This is a genomic window from Pseudosporangium ferrugineum, assembly GCF_003002065.1.
Classification (GTDB): domain Bacteria; phylum Actinomycetota; class Actinomycetes; order Mycobacteriales; family Micromonosporaceae; genus Actinoplanes; species Actinoplanes ferrugineus_A.
In genome coordinates, this window is record NZ_PVZG01000002.1 from 649609 (window position 1) to 666352 (window position 16744).

The 16744-nt window shown below is 74.3% G+C and carries 14 protein-coding genes; 4 read left to right on the top strand and 10 right to left on the bottom strand.

Going from position 1 to position 16744, the window contains the following annotated elements:
- The first annotated feature begins 100 nt into the window (after window positions 1-100).
- The 3 genes from CLV70_RS41685 (at window position 101) to CLV70_RS07140 (ending at window position 4399) form a co-directional block, all read left to right on the top strand.
- Window positions 101-2773, top strand: coding sequence for a transglycosylase domain-containing protein (locus tag CLV70_RS41685; RefSeq protein ID WP_281260430.1), 2673 nt, complete (start codon window positions 101-103; stop codon window positions 2771-2773).
- A gap of 104 nt (window positions 2774-2877) precedes the next feature.
- Window positions 2878-3888: a hypothetical protein gene (locus CLV70_RS07135; protein WP_106125535.1), complete on the top strand. Its 1011-nt coding sequence runs from the start codon at window positions 2878-2880 to the stop codon at window positions 3886-3888.
- A 229-nt stretch (window positions 3889-4117) separates the two neighbouring features.
- Window positions 4118-4399, top strand: a complete 282-nt coding sequence (locus tag CLV70_RS07140; RefSeq protein ID WP_106125536.1) for a hypothetical protein — start codon at window positions 4118-4120, stop codon at window positions 4397-4399.
- Window positions 4400-4444: 45 nt separating this feature from the next.
- On the opposite strand, the gene CLV70_RS07145 is transcribed toward CLV70_RS07140, so the two are convergent.
- The 5 genes from CLV70_RS07145 to adhP form a co-directional block, all read right to left on the bottom strand.
- Window positions 4445-4876, bottom strand: a complete 432-nt coding sequence (locus CLV70_RS07145) for a hypothetical protein (RefSeq protein ID WP_106125537.1) — start codon at window positions 4874-4876, stop codon at window positions 4445-4447.
- Window positions 4877-4992: 116 nt separating this feature from the next.
- Window positions 4993-7569 carry an AfsR/SARP family transcriptional regulator gene (locus CLV70_RS07150; RefSeq protein WP_106125538.1) on the bottom strand — a complete coding sequence of 859 codons (2577 nt, stop codon included), beginning with the start codon at window positions 7567-7569 and terminating at the stop codon, window positions 4993-4995.
- A 120-nt stretch (window positions 7570-7689) separates the two neighbouring features.
- On the bottom strand, window positions 7690-8418 hold the full coding sequence (gene pflA / locus CLV70_RS07155; protein WP_245908076.1) for a pyruvate formate-lyase-activating protein: 729 nt from the start codon (window positions 8416-8418) through the stop codon (window positions 7690-7692).
- Complete coding sequence (gene pflB, locus CLV70_RS07160) at window positions 8415-10637, bottom strand: formate C-acetyltransferase (protein ID WP_106125540.1); 2223 nt, start codon at window positions 10635-10637, stop codon at window positions 8415-8417. Before pflB ends, pflA begins: the two co-directional genes overlap by 4 nt.
- 114 nt (window positions 10638-10751) lie before the next feature.
- The gene (gene adhP, locus CLV70_RS07165) at window positions 10752-11762 is read right to left on the bottom strand and encodes an alcohol dehydrogenase AdhP (RefSeq protein WP_106125541.1); all 1011 of its coding nucleotides are present in this window, start codon (window positions 11760-11762) and stop codon (window positions 10752-10754) included.
- 126 nt (window positions 11763-11888) lie between these two features.
- On the opposite strand from adhP, the gene CLV70_RS07170 reads away from it, so the two are divergent.
- A complete protein-coding gene (locus CLV70_RS07170) occupies window positions 11889-12368 on the top strand; it encodes an RICIN domain-containing protein (RefSeq protein ID WP_106125542.1) in 480 nt (159 codons plus the stop codon).
- Window positions 12369-12422: 54 nt separating this feature from the next.
- Here the strand turns inward: CLV70_RS07170 and CLV70_RS07175 are convergent, their stop codons facing one another.
- The 5 genes from CLV70_RS07175 to CLV70_RS07195 all read right to left on the bottom strand — a co-directional run bounded on the left by CLV70_RS07175 (window position 12423) and on the right by CLV70_RS07195 (window position 16716).
- On the bottom strand, window positions 12423-13115 hold the full coding sequence (locus tag CLV70_RS07175; protein ID WP_106125543.1) for a thiamine pyrophosphate-dependent enzyme: 693 nt from the start codon (window positions 13113-13115) through the stop codon (window positions 12423-12425).
- Window positions 13116-13193: 78 nt separating this feature from the next.
- A complete protein-coding gene (locus CLV70_RS07180; protein WP_106125544.1) occupies window positions 13194-14606 on the bottom strand; it encodes an NAD(P)(+) transhydrogenase (Re/Si-specific) subunit beta in 1413 nt (470 codons plus the stop codon).
- Window positions 14603-14899 carry an NAD(P) transhydrogenase subunit alpha part 2 gene (locus tag CLV70_RS07185; RefSeq protein ID WP_106125545.1) on the bottom strand — a complete coding sequence of 99 codons (297 nt, stop codon included), beginning with the start codon at window positions 14897-14899 and terminating at the stop codon, window positions 14603-14605. Before CLV70_RS07185 ends, CLV70_RS07180 begins: the two co-directional genes overlap by 4 nt.
- Complete coding sequence (locus tag CLV70_RS07190) at window positions 14896-16038, bottom strand: NAD(P) transhydrogenase subunit alpha (protein ID WP_106125546.1); 1143 nt, start codon at window positions 16036-16038, stop codon at window positions 14896-14898. Before CLV70_RS07190 ends, CLV70_RS07185 begins: the two co-directional genes overlap by 4 nt.
- A 93-nt stretch (window positions 16039-16131) precedes the next feature.
- Window positions 16132-16716 (bottom strand): DoxX family protein, encoded by a 585-nt coding sequence (locus CLV70_RS07195; RefSeq protein WP_106125547.1) that lies wholly within the window; start codon window positions 16714-16716, stop codon window positions 16132-16134.
- Window positions 16717-16744 lie beyond the last annotated feature (28 nt).

Consider the following 16744-nt stretch of genomic DNA (forward strand, 5'->3'; position numbering starts at 1 on the left):
GGCCGGGCCCGACACCGTGGGCCCGAAGCACGCTCGGCACCGTGGGCGGAGGTTCCTGCCGCTCTGGTTCCTGCGGTTGCCGCGATGGTTCCGCCGCACCGTGGCGGCCGTCGCACTGACGGCCCTCGCGCTCGGCATCACCGGCGCCGGCTACGTCTCCAGCGTGGACCTGCCACCCGACCCGATGGCCCCGCAGGCCTCGGTGCTCTACTACCGCGACGGCCGTACGGTGCTGGCCCGGATCGGGCTCGCCGACCGCACGGACGTGCGCCTGGACAAGGTGCCCGAGCCGGTGCGGCACGCCTTCCTCGCCGCCGAGGACCGGGGCTTCTACGACCACTGGGGCGTTTCCGTACGCGGCCTGCTGCGCGCGCTGTGGGCGAACATCGCGCACGACGGCGGCCAGGGCGCGTCCACCATCACTCAGCAGTACGTCCGCAACGCGTACCTGACGCAGGAGCGGACGGTCAGCCGCAAGGCCAGGGAGGCGGCCCTCGCGCTGAAGGTCGAGAACCGGTTCAGCAAGGACGAGATCTTCGAACGCTACCTCAACACCATCTACTTCGGACGCGGGGCGTACGGCATCGAGGCCGCCGCGCGCGCCTACTTCGGCACCGCGGTCGAACGGCTCACCGCGCCCCAGGGCGCCGTGCTCGCCTCCCTGGTCAAGGACCCCACCCGCGGCGATCCGGCGGTGGACCCGGAGTGGGCGAAGACCCGGTGGAAGTGGCTGCTGCGGTCGATGGCGGCGCAGGGCTGGCTCGACGCCGCCGCCGTCGACGGCACCCCGTACCCGGCGGTGGCGAAGGAATCCGTCACCACCAGCACCATCGGCGGGCCGGCCGGGCTCATCGCGGACCGGGTGGAGGACGAGCTCACGAAGAAGGGCATCAGCCGGCAGCAGATCCGTACCGGCGGGCTGCGGATCACCACCACGATCGACGCCACCGCGCAGACCGCGGCCACCGAGAGCGTCGGCGGCGCCCTGCGCGGCCAGCCGAAGGAACTGCGCGCCTCGCTGGTCGCCATCGACCCGGCCGACGGCGGGGTCCGCGCCTACTACGGCGGCGACCGGGGCCGCGGCTACTTCGACGACGCCATGGCCGCCCGCCCGCCGGCCTCGACCTTCAAGCCGGTCGTGCTCGCCGCCGCCGAGGAGCGGGGCATCGGCTTCCAGTCGTGGTACGACGGCAGCTCGCCCCGGCTGTTCCAGGACCGCGACGGCGCACCGCTGTACAACCAGGACAACCTGCAGTGCCCCATCTGCCCCCTGGACACCGCGATGGTGCACTCGCTCAACACCCCGTTCTACGCCCTCGCCGAGGAGATCGGCCCCGACGCGGTCCGTACCCTCGCCCGGCGGCTCGGCGTGCCGGAGAAGTACGGCGACCAGGAGACGCTCGTCGACCTGAAGGGCGAGCCGGCTCCCGGCCGTACCCGATCGGACATCGCCCTGGGCCGTTATCCGGTGACCCCGGCCGACCTCGCCACCGTGTACGCGACCCTCGGCGGCGGCGGACGCCGGGCGGAACGGCACTTCGTCGCCCAGGTCGTCACCGCCGACGGCGAGGTGCTGCACAAGGCCTCCAAGAAGACGAAGGAGGTGCTCTCCGCCGACGTGTCCGCGGACGTGGGCGCCGTCCTGGCGAAGGTCGTGGAGCACGACGGCCCGGTGCCCGGCGTCGCGGCCGCCGCGAAGACCGGCTCCCAGCAGTGGGCCGACACCACCGACTCGTCCGACGCCTGGACCGCCGGCTGGGCGCCGGGACTCGCCGCGGTGGCGTGGGTCGGCCGGGAGAAGCCCGGACCCATCCGGCAGAAGGACGGCAAGGCCATCAACGGCAACGGCATGCCGTACACGATCTGGAAGACGTTCCTGGGTGACGCCCTGCGCGGCCGGCCGGCCGCGGCGCTGGCCGAGGCGCCCCTGGTGGGCAAGGTCGTCCGGGCGGACCTGGGCGAGCTGCCCAAGAACGCCAAGGCGTTCCCGGGCCTGGTCTATCCGGGGCCCCAGCGCGGGGACCAGGTCGACCGGTCCCTGGCGACCGGCTCCTGGGACGAGCGGGTCAAGCGGCTGGACGGCGCGCTCGCCAAGTACGGCTCCACCGTCGGCGAGTTCACGGTCTCCGTCGTCGACCGCAGGACCGGCAAGCGGTACGACTACCGGGGCGACGCCCGCCTGGAGTCGGCGAGCGTGATCAAGGTGGAGCTCCTGGCCGCGTTGCTGCTGCGCGCGCAGGACGAGGGCCGCACCCTCACCGCCACCGAGAAGGGCCGCGTCGCCAAGATGATCAAAGCGAGCGACAACGGGACGGCGAAGAAGGTCTACCACTCCATCGGGGGCCCGGCCGGCCTCCAGGAGGCGTGCGAACGGCTCGGCCTGCGCGACACCGAGCCGGACGAGCAGTTCGGCCTCACCCGCACCACGGCGAGGGACCAGACCCGGATGATGCTCGCCCTCGCCGAGGCCGGGAGCCCGCTCACCGAGCGGTCCCGTACGGCCGCCCTGCAGCTGATGTCCTCGGTGAACGCCGACCAGAACTGGGGCATCAGCGCCGCCTCCCTCGACGGCGAACGGGTGGCCCTCAAGAACGGCTGGCTCGCCCGGTCGGCGGAGAACAACCGCTGGATCATCAACAGCACCGGCCGCATCACCGGCGACAAGACCGACGTGGCCGTGTCCGTGCTCTCCCACGGCCACCGCGGCCAGCAGACCGGCATCGAGGTGGTCGAGCACGTCGCCGCCCTGACCCGCAGCTATCTGGGCTGGTGAGGGACGGCCCGCCCGGCGGGCCGTCCGGCTCTGCCCGCCCGGCACCTCCACCGGGGACGGTGGAGGTGCCGGCCCGCCGGCCGGCACCGGGGGGAGGAGCTGACATGGTGCACGGACTGTGGAGTGTGGCCACCGCGGTGGCCGCGGTGACGATCGCCGGAACGCCCGCCGTCGCCGGAGCGCCCGTGACGTACCACCGGACCGTCACGCTGGGCACCCTGGGCGGGGCGAGCAGCGCCCCGCAGGGGCTGAACGACGAGCGCGCGGTCGTCGGCTGGGCGGAGACCGGCGACGGCCGGACCCATCCGTTCCTCTGGCGCGACGGCCGGATGACGGACCTCGGCACGCTCGACGACGGGGACGGCGGCTGGGGGATCGCGGCCGCCGTCAACCGGTGGGGCACGGTCGCCGGGCAGAGCCGCGGCCCCGCCGGCACCCGCGCGGTGCGCTGGCAGAACGGCGGGATCACCGACCTGGGTACGCTCGGCGGCGACTACAGCTTCGCCACCGCGATCAACGATTCCGGGACGATCGCCGGGGCGAGCACGACCCCGGACGGGTCCCTGCACGCCTTCGTCTGGCGGCGCGGCACGATGACCGACCTCGGCGTGCCCGGTGCCCGCGAGGCGTTCGCCGAGGACATCGACAACCGCGGCCGGATCGTCGGCTGGCGGGCCGCGGGCGATGGCACGGCCGCCGCCTACCTGTGGGAGCGCGGCACGGTCACCTTCCTGCCGGCCCTCGGGCAGGGCGGCCGGGCGCGGGCGATCAACGAACGCGGCGACGTCGCGGGCGCGGTCCTCGCCGGCGGGTCGTCGCGCGCGGCCCGGTGGCGGGGCACCCACCTCGAACTGCTCGGCAACCTCCCCGGCGGGAACGCCGCCGGCGCCCTGGCGGTGAACGACGACGGCGTGATCCTCGGCGTGGGCAACGTCGCGCCCGGCTCGGCGGAGGACCACGCCTTCCTCTGGCGCCACGGCACTCTCGTGGACCTGTCCACGTCGGGCGTGCCGAACAGCGCCGTGGGGCTCGACGACCGGCTGGAGATCATCGGCACCGTACCGAACGCCGCCGGGGACGGACCGCTCGCCGCCCTCTTCGTGCCCGCCGGGTAGGGCCCCTCATCGACGGATATCTGCGCAGCGCCCGGCACGACGCGGAGGCGGCGGGCGATGCCTATGCCGCGGTGGTCGGGGAGGTTCTGGCCGCCGCCGGCCGGCGCCCGGGCGGGGGAACGCCCGGGGCCGGGGTTTCCGTACGCCCTCGGTGGGGCATGCTGGGCCGGCGAGCGGCGGAGCCGGCGGACACCGTGCCCGGGGCCTCCCGTCGCGAGGGAGGCCGCAGGTGGAGACGTCGCACGAGATGATCCTGGCCCGGCGCGGTGCGGCCGGGACCGAGGAATGGGCGTGCCGGGAGTGCGGGCGCAGGCTGATGCTGCGCTGGGAGCCGGAGTTCGAGCGGCTGGTTCTCGAGCCCGGCGACGAACGGGTGGCGCATGCCGGCGCGCAGGGAATCTCGGTGGGCGGGCGGGCCGGTGAGGTGCCCGCCGGTGGGACGCCGTTCGCCGAGCACGACCGGCACTGGCTGCGCGCGCACGGGATCGAGGCGGACGGGTCCGCGGCGTGACCGTCCGCCGGCGCGGCCGGGGGCCGCACCGGCGGACGGGACGGTTCACGCGTCCATGAAATCGATGATGCCGGTCTCCGCGAAGCCGCGCATCTGGAGGGGTACGTCCAGGTTGCGGTAGCGGACCACCGCGATGACCTGGTACGCGCCCTCGCTCACGGTGTGCGGGTCGAAGTGGAATGTGTACTCGTACGTGCGCGGCAGCGGTTCCGGGGCGACCGAGTCGACGTCGACGACCGCGGTGCCGAGCAGGCCGTTCGTGCTGCCCACACCGTCGACGTTGTCGATGTAGATGCTCAGGTGCCACTGGCCGCCGAGGAACGACGCCGTCGCGCCGTCCAGGCTCCACGTCAGCGCCATCTCGAACGGGGCGTCCGTCTGGATGATGTACGGCATGGTCTGCGGGTCGCTGGGGTCACGCGGGGTCACGCTGATGGTGCCGGTCATGCCCGCGGGAGGAAGCTGGAAGCCGGACATAATTACCTCCTGACGATGTCGGCCGGCCGATCCGCCGGTCATCTCCAGCCTCGCGCCCGGCGCTTATCCGATCTCGGCGGGCGGCTTAACGCGCCGGGCGGATCCGTTAAGCGGTCTCACACCGGATCGTGGCGGCGGATCGCCCGGTAGAGGTCCACCGTCTCGGCGGCCGGTTCGATGCTCAGCTCCGCGCCGAGGGTCCGTACGCAGGTCCGGAACTGCAACAGGGCGAGGTGCGGCAGGCCCCGCCGGCTGTGGCAGCGCATGAGCAGCCGGTGCGCCTCCTCCCGGCACGGATCCTCCTCGAGCAGGCGCAGGACGAGGTCCGCGGCGCGCGCGTACCGGCCCTGGTCGAAGTGCAGCCGGGCGAGGCGGTCGAGGGCGTCGAGCTGCCGCAGGCGGAGCCCCCGGCGCAGGGCGGACGGCCACTCCTCGTACGGCTCGTCCGCGAGGAACTCGCCCCGGTACAGGCCGGTCGCGTCCTCGTAGGCGGCGACCGCCGCGTTGTCGTCACCGCCGCGCTCGTCGGCCCGGGCCCGGGCGATCCGCTCCTCGAACCGGTCCACGTCCACCCACAGCGTCACCGTCGGGTGCAGCCGGTACGACGACCCGGCGAACACCACGACCGGCGCTCCGGTGCCCTCCCGCAGGGCGCGCCGCAGCCCGTGCAGGGCGACGTTGAGGCTGTTGCGGCCGGCCTCGCGGGCCGTACCGGGTCGCAGGGCGTCCGCGATCGCCTCGCCGGAGGGCCACGGCTCCCGATGGGTGACCAGGTACGCCAGCAGCGACCGGATCCGCGGTCCCATCCCGTCGTGCACCGCGACGTCGTCGACGGCGGCGCGGAACGGGCCCATCAGCTCGACGACGAGCATCGGGCCCGGCCGGCCGGGCGCCGGGGCCCCGGCGCCCGCCGGTCCGGTCTCCCCGGGCGTGGCCTGCGGTGCGGGGACGGTCCGGTGGCCGGTCAGCGCCCTGCGCAGCCGGGCGCCGAGGCCCCGGCCGGCGTCCGCCGGCCGGCCCAGGTTCAGCCCGCGCAGCCGCAGCGGGATGGGGGCGGCCGACCAGCCGGTCCCCGGCAGGCCGGGCACGCTGGGGCCGGACCCGACCGCCGCGAGCAGCCGGCCCAGCACCTCGTTCTCCCGCCCGCGCAGGGCCAGCGCGGCGGTCCGGTGCCCCTCCTGGCGGCGGCGCAGCTCGTCGATCTGCCGGCTCAGCGCGCCCGCCGAACGGATCAGCTCCGGCGCGGAGCCGGCCGGGCAGGCCCCGGCCGCGCGGGTGAAGCACACCAGGGCGGTGTCCGTGTCGCCGCTGAGCAGGGCGGTGGTCGCCTGCTGCCAGGAGGGCCACACCACGGCGCCCGGTTCCGTTCCCGCCTCGGCGAACGCCACCGCCGCGCTGGACCGCGCGCGGGCGGTGGGCAGGTCGTCGGCGGCGACGGCGACGCTGCTGGCGGCCAGCATGCTGCGGCCCGCGCCACCCGGGTCCGCGCGTGCCAGGTACCGGGTGGCGGCGAGGTCGAACCAGCGGTGGGCGGCCGGCGCGTCGCCGCGGACCGCGGCGATCTCCCCGCGGTCGTGCAGCAGGTCCGGATGGCCGGTCAGCACGTCGGCCGGAAGCCGGGCGGTCCACTCCTCGAGCGTCTGCCAGCGGCCGAGGTCCATGAGGTTGGCGGCGTGCGCGTCGATGGCCTTCGCCGCGGCCTCCTCCTCGTGCGCCTCGAGGTAGAGGCCGACGGCCCGGTCGAGTTCCCCGTCGCGGAGCAGCGCATCGGCCGCGCGGCGCAGCTCCCGGGGGCCGGGCAGGGCCGACGGCGCGAGGACGACGGAGAGCGGCCCGGACCAGGCCGCCCGCAGCCGGAACCAGCCGTCGTCGAGGCGCTGCCACCAGGGCCCGGCGGGCTCGCCGCGCCCGTACTCCAGCGCCGTCGCCATGCCGAGCCGGCGCCGCTGCCGGTCGTCGAGCAGGGGTACGAGCAGCCCGGCGGCGCGCAGCAGCAGGTCGTCGACGCCGCTCGCCCCGGACAGGCCGTCCTCGGCGGCGGGGCCGAGCGCGGTCCGCACCGCTCGGGCGGCGGCCCGGGCACCCGCCGCGTCCTCCCACCGGGTCCGCCGCCGGGCGCCCGGTGCCGGCCGTCGAAGGTCACGGGTGGTCCAGCGGGCGGCGTCGGCGGGGAGTCCGGTGGGGTCCAGGCCGGGGAACGCGAAGAGGACGCACGGTACGCCCCGGCGGCGCAGCCCGGGCAGCACCCGGGAGCCGAGGAGGTCGAGGGTGACGCCGGGCCCGCGCAGCCGGTGGGCGTGCTCGAGGACCAGGGTGCCCTTGTCGGCCAGGACGTCGGCCAGGTCGGCGGCGAGCCGGTCGAAGAGGGGAGGCCATCCGTACGCCGGGCCCGGGCGCTTGCGCATCAGGGCGAGCGTCGCCTCCGCGCAGCCGGGACGGTAGCGCCCCGCCGCCTGTGCCAGCGACCGGAGGAACGCGGCCGGGTCGTTGTCCTCGGGCCGGAGCCGCAACCAGAGCGGGCTGCGGCCCGCGGCCGCGAGCACGCCGGTCAGACCCTCGGTGAGCAGGTGGCCCGCCGGCAGGTCGTAGACCGTCAGCGGGCCGCCCGAGGTCCGCGCGAAGAAGGCCCCGCCGGCGTCGTCGTCCGCGACGGGTGCCAGGGCCTCCGCGCCGTGCGGTCGCAGCGTCGCCATGCGCCTCACCTCGACTGCCAGGCGTCACCATCCTGTCACTTCAAGGTGAACAAGTCGCCGGCGCAGATCAGCAGGGTCCGAAGTCCCTACCGAGGATGAGTGAAACGCTCCGGGGTCGGCTCAGAACACGGGCACACCCACGCCGCGGAACTCCGCGTAGACCCGTTCCACCGCTTCGGGGTCCGGCGGTGCGGTGCCGGCGAGGGGGAAGGTGAGGCCCAGCGCCTCCCACTTCGCGGCGCCGAGGCGGTGGAACGGCAGGACGTCCACGCGTTCCACCGTCGGCACCTCGGCCACCAGCCGGGCCACCGCCGCCACGTTCTCCGGGTCGTCGGTGAGGCCCGGGACGAGGACGAAGCGGACCCAGACCGGTTTGCCCAGGTCGCCGAGGCGGTGCGCGAACCGGGCCGTCGGGTCCAGCCGGCCGGTGCGGGTGACCCGGCGGTACGTCCGCGGGTCACCCGACTTGATGTCCAGCAGGACCAGGTCGGTGGCCGCCAGCAGGGCGTCGTCGGCCCGGTCGCCGAGGAAGCCGCTGGTGTCCAGGGCCGTGTGCAGGCCCAGTTCCTTGCTGCGGGTCAGCACCTCGCGGGTGAAGTCGCGCTGCTGGAGCGGCTCGCCCCCGCTCAGGGTCACCCCGCCGCCGGAGACCTTGATGAAGCGCTCGTAGCGGCGGATCTGGGTGAGCAGGTCGTCGGTGCTGGTGGGGGTGCCGCTGCGCCGGTACCACGTGTCGGGGCTGTGGCAGTAGAGGCAGCGCAGCGGGCACCCGGCCAGGAAGGCCACGAACCGGGTGCCCGGCCCGTCGACGCCGATCGAGACGTCCCAGGAGTGGACGGAGCCGATCACCACAGCGCCCCGTGGAACGTGCGCGAGATGACGTCGCGCTGCTGCTCGGTGGTGAGCCGGACGAAGTTCACCGCGTACCCGGAGACCCGGATGGTGAGCTGCGGGTACTTCTCGGGGTGCGCCATGGCGTCCTCGAGGGTGGCCCGGTCCAGCACGTTGACGTTGAGGTGGAAGCCGCCGGCCGCGGTGTAGCCGTCCAGCACGCCGGCCAGGTTGCCGATCCGCTCCTCGCGGCTGCGGCCCAGACCCGCCGGGGTCACCGTGGTGGTGAGCGAGATGCCGTCGCGGGCGCTGGCGTACGGCAGCTTCGCCACCGACAGGGCCGCGGCGACCAGGCCGTGGCGGTCCCGCCCGTTCATCGGGTTGGCGCCGGGCGCGAACGGCTCGCCGGCCCGCCGGCCGTCCGGGGTGTTGCCGGTGTGCTTGCCGTACACGACGTTCGACGTGATGGTCAGCACCGACAGCGACGGCTCCGAGTCGCGGTACGTCGGCTGGCGCCGGATCTTGGCCATGAACCGCTCGACCAGGTCCACGGCGATGGCGTCGGCCCGGTCGTCGTTGTTGCCGTACGTCGGGAAGTCGCCGTCCACCGTGTAGTCCACGGCCTTGCCGTCGGTGTCGCGCAGGACCTTCACCTGGGCGTACTTGATGGCCGAGAGGCTGTCCGCGGCCACCGAGAGCCCGGCGATGCCGGTCGCCAGGAAGCGGTGCACCGGGTGGTCGTGCAGGGCCATCTCCAGGCGCTCGTACGCGTACTTGTCGTGCATGTAGTGGATGACGTTGAGGGCGTCCACGTAGGTCTCGGCGAGCCAGTCCAGCGTCCGGTCGAACGCGGCCATGACCTGCTCGTAGTCCAGCACGTCGGTCTCGATCGCCGGCATCGGCGGGGTGACCTGGGCGCCGGTCAGCTCGTCCCGGCCGCCGTTGATCGCGTACAGCAGGGCCTTGGCCAGGTTCGCCCGGGCGCCGAAGAACTGCATGTCCTTGCCGACGCGCATGGCCGACACGCAGCACGCGATCGCGGTGTCGTCGTCGTACGCCGCGCACAGCAGGTCGTCGTTCTCGTACTGGATCGAGCTGGTGTCGATCGACACCTGGGCGCAGAACCGCTTGAAGCCCTCCGGCAGGTCCGGCGACCACAGCACGGTCAGGTTCGGCTCGGGGGCCGGGCCCAGGTCGTACAGGGTCTGCAGGTAGCGGAAGCTGGTGCGGGTGACCAGGCCCTTGCCGCCGATCGCCTCGGTGACCCAGGTCGGGTCGCCGGAGAACAGCTCGTCGTACTCGGGGGTCCGCAGGAAGCGGATGATCCGCAGCTTGATCACGAAGTCGTCGATCAGCTCCTGCGCCGCCTCCTCGGTGAGGGTGCCCTCGGCGAGGTCCCGCTCGAGGTAGACGTCGATGAACGAGGAGGTGCGGCCCAGCGACATGGCGGCGCCGTTCTGCTCCTTCGTGGCGCCCAGGTACGCGAAGTACAGCCACTGGATCGCCTCGCGCCCGGTGGTGGCCGGCCCGGAGAGGTCGTAGCCGTAGCCGGCCGCCATCTCCTTCAGCTCGCCCAGGGCCCGGATCTGCTCGGCCAGCTCCTCGCGGTCGCGGATGACGTCCTCGGCGGAGAGCTTCCCGTCGAGCGCGCGCTTGAGCTCCTTGCGCTCGGCGATCAGCCGGTCGACGCCGTAGAGGGCGACGCGGCGGTAGTCGCCGATGATCCGGCCGCGGCCGTACGCGTCGGGCAGCCCGGTGATGATGTGCGAGCGCCGCGCGGCGAGCACGTCCTCCGGGTACGCGTCGAACACGCCGGCGTTGTGGCTCTTGCGGTAGCGGGAGAAGATCGCGTGCACGGTGGGGTCGAGCGCGTACCCGTACGCCTTCAGCCCGGCCTCGACCATCCGCAGGCCGCCGGCCGGCATGATGGCGCGCCGCAGGGGGGCGCTGGTCTGCAGCCCGACGATCAGCTCGTGGGAGCGGTCGATGAAGCCGGGAGCGTGCGAGGTGATCGTCGACGGGGTGTGGGTGTCGATGTCGTAGACGCCCCGGCTGCGCTCCTCGACGAACATGCGCTGCAGCTCACGCCAGAGCCGCTCGGTGCGGTGGGTGGGGCCGGCCAGGAACTCCGCGTCGCCGTCGTAGGGCGTCACGTTGTCGTGGATGAAGGCGGAGACGTCGATCGTGTCGCGCCATCCGTCGCCGGTGAATCCGCGCCAGGCGTTGCGTGCTTCCATGATTCCTCCTCGCTGATGATTCCAGCCTCGCCGATCCCGGCTCCGGTTGATCAGGGCCGTAGGTCCCGGCAGGCGGGGCCTACCGGGACCTACGGACCGTGCCGTGCGTCACTCTCAGGGCAGCAGCACGAGCCGGGCGGGGACCCGGCCGGCCAGCACGTCGGCGATCGCCGCGTTGATGTCGTCGAGCGGGCGCGGCTCGAACAGCACGCGGGTACGCCCGGCGGCGTGCAGCTGGAACACCTCGGCCAGGTCGGCGCGGGTGCCGACGATGGAACCGATGATCCGGATGCCCTTGAGCACGGTCTGGAAGATCGGCAGGGACATCGCGTTGTCCTTCGGCAGCGACACCAGCACCAGGCGGCCGCCGCGCCGCAGCGAGGCGTGCGCCTGCTCGATGACCCGCGGGCTGGCCGCGAGCACCACGGCGACGTCCGCGCCGCCGAGCGCCTCGATGGCCGCGACCGGGTCGGTGGTGGCCGCGTTGACGACGTGGGCGGCTCCGAGCTGTTTGGCCAGGGACAGCTTCTCCTCGGTGACGTCGACGGCGATGGTCTCGCCGCCGAAGATCTGGGCGTACTGCTGGGCGAGGTGGCCCAGCCCGCCGATGCCGAAGATCGCCACCCGGTCGCCCGGGGTGACCCCGCCGACCTTGACCGCCTTGTACGTGGTGACGCCCGCGCACGTCAGCGGCGCGGCCTCGGCGGGGTCGATGCCGTCGGGCACGCGGACGACGTACTGGGCGTCGGCGACCGCGAACTCGGCGTGCCCGCCGTCGATGGAGTAGCCGGTGTTCTGCTGCGCCTCGCACAGCGTCTCCCAGCCGCTCACGCAGTACTCGCAGGTGCCGCAGGCGTGGCCCAGCCACGGGATCGCCACCCGGTCCCCGGGGGCGTGCCCGGTGACGCCGGCGCCGACGCCCTCGACGATGCCGACGCCCTCGTGCCCCGGCACGAACGGCGGCGCCGGCTTGACCGGCCAGTCGCCCTGCGCGGCGTGGATGTCGGTGTGGCACAGCCCGCTCGCCTCGATCCGGACGAGCACCTGGCCGGCGCCCGGGACGGGGGTCGGCACTTCCTTGATCTCCAACGGCTTGTCGAAGCCGGTCACCACTGCGGCGCGCATGTCCTTCCTCCGTCTCTCGGGTTCTCCCTCCAGGGTGACGGCCGCCCGTGCTGTTGATCAGAGGACTACGGCCCGTGACCACGGGACCTCGGGCGGCCGGGCCGATTCGCGACCCTGGGCGTCGCGATGATCGCCGCGTTCGCCGGTCTCCTGGTGAGCGCCGCGCCGGCGTCCGCCGCCGGAGACGCGCGCTACGAGAACGTGGGAAATCCGGGCTGGTGCCTGGACGGTGACGGGGGTTCCGCCTATCTCCACCAGTGCAATGCCGGGAACGTCTTCCAGGTGTGGACCGTCGGGAACTCGGGCTGGATGGAAGTGAGGCACAAGAACTCCGGCACCTGCCTCAAGGCCCTGTCGAACAACCTCGTCGGGCTGAGCAACTGCGGCGAGTGGGGAACCAGCTGGTACGCGGCGGGCAGGAACGGCTGGGTGAAGTTCGTCAGTGACGCCTGGGGCTCCGGCAAGTGCCTCCGGCCGTACGGCACCGAGCAGGGCGGACAGACGACGTACGGCCTCGGCGTGTTCGTCTGCAACCCGGACCGCCCCAACGACGACCCGTACGCCACCGACATCGTCCCGAACATCGTCGCCTGGCGCTTCCACTGACCCGGACATCCGCGCGTGCCGGGCCCGGGCGGCGGGGACGCTGTCCGGGCCCGCTCAGGAGCCGGCGGGCGGGCGGTTGCGGACGAAGGCCGCGGCCCGGGCGGTCGCGTCGCGGTCGATCGCCCGCAGGGTGTTGTCGTCGAGCTGGTGGTCGGTGCGCATGCGCCCGGCGAGCCGGGCGATCGGGTCGTGGCCGGGCCCGGGGGACCGCAGGCCCAGCAGGCACGGCCCGGCGCCGGCGCGGAGCACGCCCGCCTCGGCGCCGGCCGCGCCGGTGACGGCCTCCACGTCGTCGCCGTCGACCGAGAGGACGGTGGCCGCGGTGCCGGCCGCGGCGAGGTGGCCGCGGTGGCAGAACAGCAGCGGGACGCCGCCGAGGTCCCCGCCGGCCGGGGCGGCGCCCGGCAGGCAGACGGCCACCACCCGGTGGTCGCCGTCGCGGGCCGTGTCCCGGGCCCGGGCGACCGCCTGGTCCGGGCCCGCGGCCGTGGTCACGTCGCCGCCGAACAGCGCCGCGGCCGCCACGAGCGCGTGCCAGGGTCCGTGCGGCCCGGCGGCGATCAGCGCGTCCCCGGGGGCCAGCGCGGTCAGCAGCCCGACCGCGACCGCCTCGTCGCCGGCCTCCGGCGCCGGGGTGGCCGCCGCCAGGGCGAGCTGCTCCTCCAGCCGCCGTACCAGCAGCATGCGATGCAGCAGCTGGGTGCGCCGCGCCGCCGGTGCGGCGTGGGCCGACGAGGTCCGTCCCATGGCTGCCTCCCGGGTGCGCGTGCGGCTGTGGGACCGACGGTCCCCGCACCGGCGGCTACGCACAAGGGCCGGACGGCCTCAGGCCGCATATTCGCGGACGCCGACGAGGAGGGCGCTCAGCCCCTTCTTGGCGTCCGCGAAGAGCATCGCGGTGGACGGGTGGGTGTACAGCTCGTTGTCGATGCCGGCGTAGCCGTGGCCGAGGGAGCGCTTGATGACGATGACGCTGCGGGCCCGGTCGACGTCGAGGATCGGCATCCCGGAGACCGGGTTGCCCGGCCGCCGCGCCGCCGGGTTGGTGACGTCGTTGGCGCCCACGACCAGCGCCACGTCCGTCCCCGGGAACTGCGGGTTGACCTCCTCGAGATCCTTGAGCTGCGCGTACGGGGCGTCCGCCTCGGCGAGCAGCACGTTCATGTGGCCCGGCATCCGGCCCGCGACCGGGTGGATCCCGTAGCTGACCTCGGCGCCGCGCTCGGTCAGCGCCCGGGCCAGCGCGACGAGTTCGTGCTGGGCCTGCGCCGCGGCCAGGCCGTAGCCGGGCACGATCACGACCTTGTGGGCGTACGCGAGCTGCAGCGCGGCGTCCTCGGCGGTGACCTCCCGGACCGGGCCGGTGCTGCCCGCGGGCCCGGCGGCGTCGTCGCCGGTGCCGTAGCCGCCCGCGATGATGGCGCTGATCGGGCGGTTCATCGCGTCGGCCATGAGCTTGGTCAGGATGGCGCCCGCCGCCCCGACCAGGGCCCCGGCGATGATCAGGGCGTCGCTGCCGAGGACGAAGCCGGCCATGGCGACCGCGGTGCCGGTGCAGGCGTTCAGCAGCGAGATGACCACCGGCATGTCGGCGCCCCCGATGGGCAGGGTGAGCAGCACCCCGGCGGCCAGGGCGGCGAACCCGATGCCGTAGAGCGCGGCCATCCCGGCGTGACCGGTGAGGAAGAGCCCGGCGAGCACCACGGCGGCGAGGCCGAGGACGGCGTTGATCCACCGGCCGCCGGGCACCCCGATCGGCCGGCCCGGCACCATCCCGGCCAGCTTGCCGGAGGCCACCAGGGACCCGCTCAGCGTGACCCCGCCGATGGCCAGGTCCAGCACGGTCGTGACCGACGTCCGCACCGGCTGCCCGGCGAGGTCCGCGGAATGCGCGAGCGCGTCGCCGAGGGCGATCAGGGCGGCCGCGCCGCCGCCGACGGCGTTGAAGAGGCTGACCAGCTGCGGCATCGCCGTCATCTCGACCCGGCGCGCGGTGATCAGCCCGGCCACCGCGCCGAGCACGCCGCCGGCGACCAGCGCCGCCACCGCCCAGCCCGCGATCACCCGGTCGTGCACCAGCACCGCCGCGGTGGTGACGATCGCGGCGGTCATGCCGGCCGCCGACAACCGGTTGCCGCGGCGCGCCGACGCCGGGGCGTTCATCAGGTGCAGCCCCAGCACGAAACAGACCGCGCAGGCGAGGTAGATCAGGTGCACGGTCGTGTCGAAGCCGCTCATCGGCGCCCCTCCTTGCGGGTGCGGAACATCGCGAGCATCCGGTCGGTGACGACGTACCCGCCGGTGACGTTCATGGCGGCGAACGCGGCCGCGATCAGCACCAGCACGTAGCCGGCGACGGTGGTGACCGAGGCGGCCAGCAGCATCACGCCGACGATCACGACGCCGTGGACGGCGTTCGCGCCCGACATCAGCGGCGTGTGCAGGGTCGCCGGCACCTTGCTGATCACCTCGAACCCGACGAGCAGGCTCAGGGTGAACACGGTGAGGTCCGCGAGCAGCAGCGCGTTCATGATGTGACCTCCTGGTCGAGGGCCTCCCGGACGCGCGGGTGCACGACCTCGCCGTCGCGGGTCACCACGACGGCGGCGTGGATCTCGTCGGCCGGGTCCAGCGCCGGCACGCCGTCGCGGATCAGCGCGGCGAGCAGCGCGCACAGGTTGCGGGAGTACGCGGCCGACGCCGCCTGCGGCACCTGGGCGGCCAGGTTCCCGGCGCCGATCACGGTCACCCCCCGGTCCGTACGCACGGTGCCGCCGGGCCGGGAACCGTCGACGTTGCCGCCGTGCGGGCCGGCGGCGGCGTCGACGACCACCGAACCCGGCCGCAGTGCCGCGAGGGCGGCGGCGGTGACCAGCACCGGCGGCCGGCCGTCCGGCACCTGCGCCGTGGTGATGACGATGTCGAAGCCGGCCACCGCCTCGTCCAGGGCCCGCTGCTGCCGGTCCGCCTCGTCCGCGGTGAGCGCCCGCGCGTAGCCGCCCTCGCCGGTCGCGGCCGGGGTGCCGAGGCGCAGCACGTCGGCGCCGGTGGAGGCGATGTCCTCGCAGGCCGCCTCCCGGACGTCGTACCCGGTCACCGCCGCGCCGAGCCGCCGGGTCGTGGCGATCGCCTGCAGCCCCGCGATGCCGGCGCCGAGGACCAGCACCCGGGCCGGCCGGGTGGTGCCCGCCGCGGTCATCAGCATCGGCAGGTAGCCGCCGTACGCGTCCGCGGCGACCAGGGCCGCCTTGTAGCCGGCCACGCTCGCCTGGGAGGTGAGGGCGTCCATGGCCTGGGCCCGGCTGAGCGTCCGGGGCAGCAGGTCGAGGCTGACCGCGGTGACGCCGGCCGCGGCCAGGGCCCGGACCAGCGCCGGACGGCCGCGGGGCGCGAGCAGGCCCACCAGCAGCTGTCCGGCGCGCAGGGCGCCGGCGTCCTCCGGCGGGCCGATGCCGGCGATCACGTCGCTGCCGGCGTACAGCAGGGGGTGGGTGGTGACCGTGGCGCCGGCGGCCTCGTACGCCGCGTCGTCGTGCCACGCGCCGGCTCCCGCGCCGGCCTCGACGAGAACGTCGAGGCCGATCCGCCGCAGGCGGGGCACGTCGCTGGGCACCAGGGCCACGCGCCGTTCCCCGCCCGCCGCCTCGCGCGGCACTCCGATGGTCGTCATGCGTTCTCCCGCCTTCCGCGCCGCGACGATGCCGTCCGGCCAGGTCGACCGCCGTGAGGCCCCGGCCGGACGGCTGCTGCGTGCCGCCGGATCTCAGATCAGCCAGCGGTGGCGCTGCACGAACGGCAGGCCCGCCCACCAGCGGCCCAGCCCCCAGGTGTGGCCCGCGTAGGTGAGGGCCACGACGACGGCGCCGACGGCGTACATGAAGTGGTAGTCGGTGATCGGGTTGGTCGAGCCGCTGGGCTCGCCGGAGCTCGTGTGCTGCGCCAGGGGGAACTCGGCGAACCACATGAACGCCATCATCAGCGTCGCCGCACCGGCGGCGATCCGCAACCCGATGCCGAGCACGAGGGCGACGCCGATGCCCAGCAGGCCGAGCATGAACAGCCAGTTGGCCCACCAGTCGCCGGCGATGCTGTGCGCCGTGCCCTGGAAGGGTCCGATGTCCACGGACGACAGGAAGCCCTTGGTGGGGGAGCCGCCGTTGATCCAGGCGCGGGCCGACGGTGTCGCGTAGCCCCACCCGAACGTCTTGTCGAAGAACGCCCACAGGAACACGAAGCCGAGCGAGATGCGGAACACGGCCAGCGCCTTCGCCGCCGTCTTGGTGAGCATGTGTCCGGGTGCCTCGACCTTCTCGAGGTGCGCCGCGGATCCGCGGCCGATGGTGGTCATGGTTTCCTCCTCCAGCGATGTCCTTCCC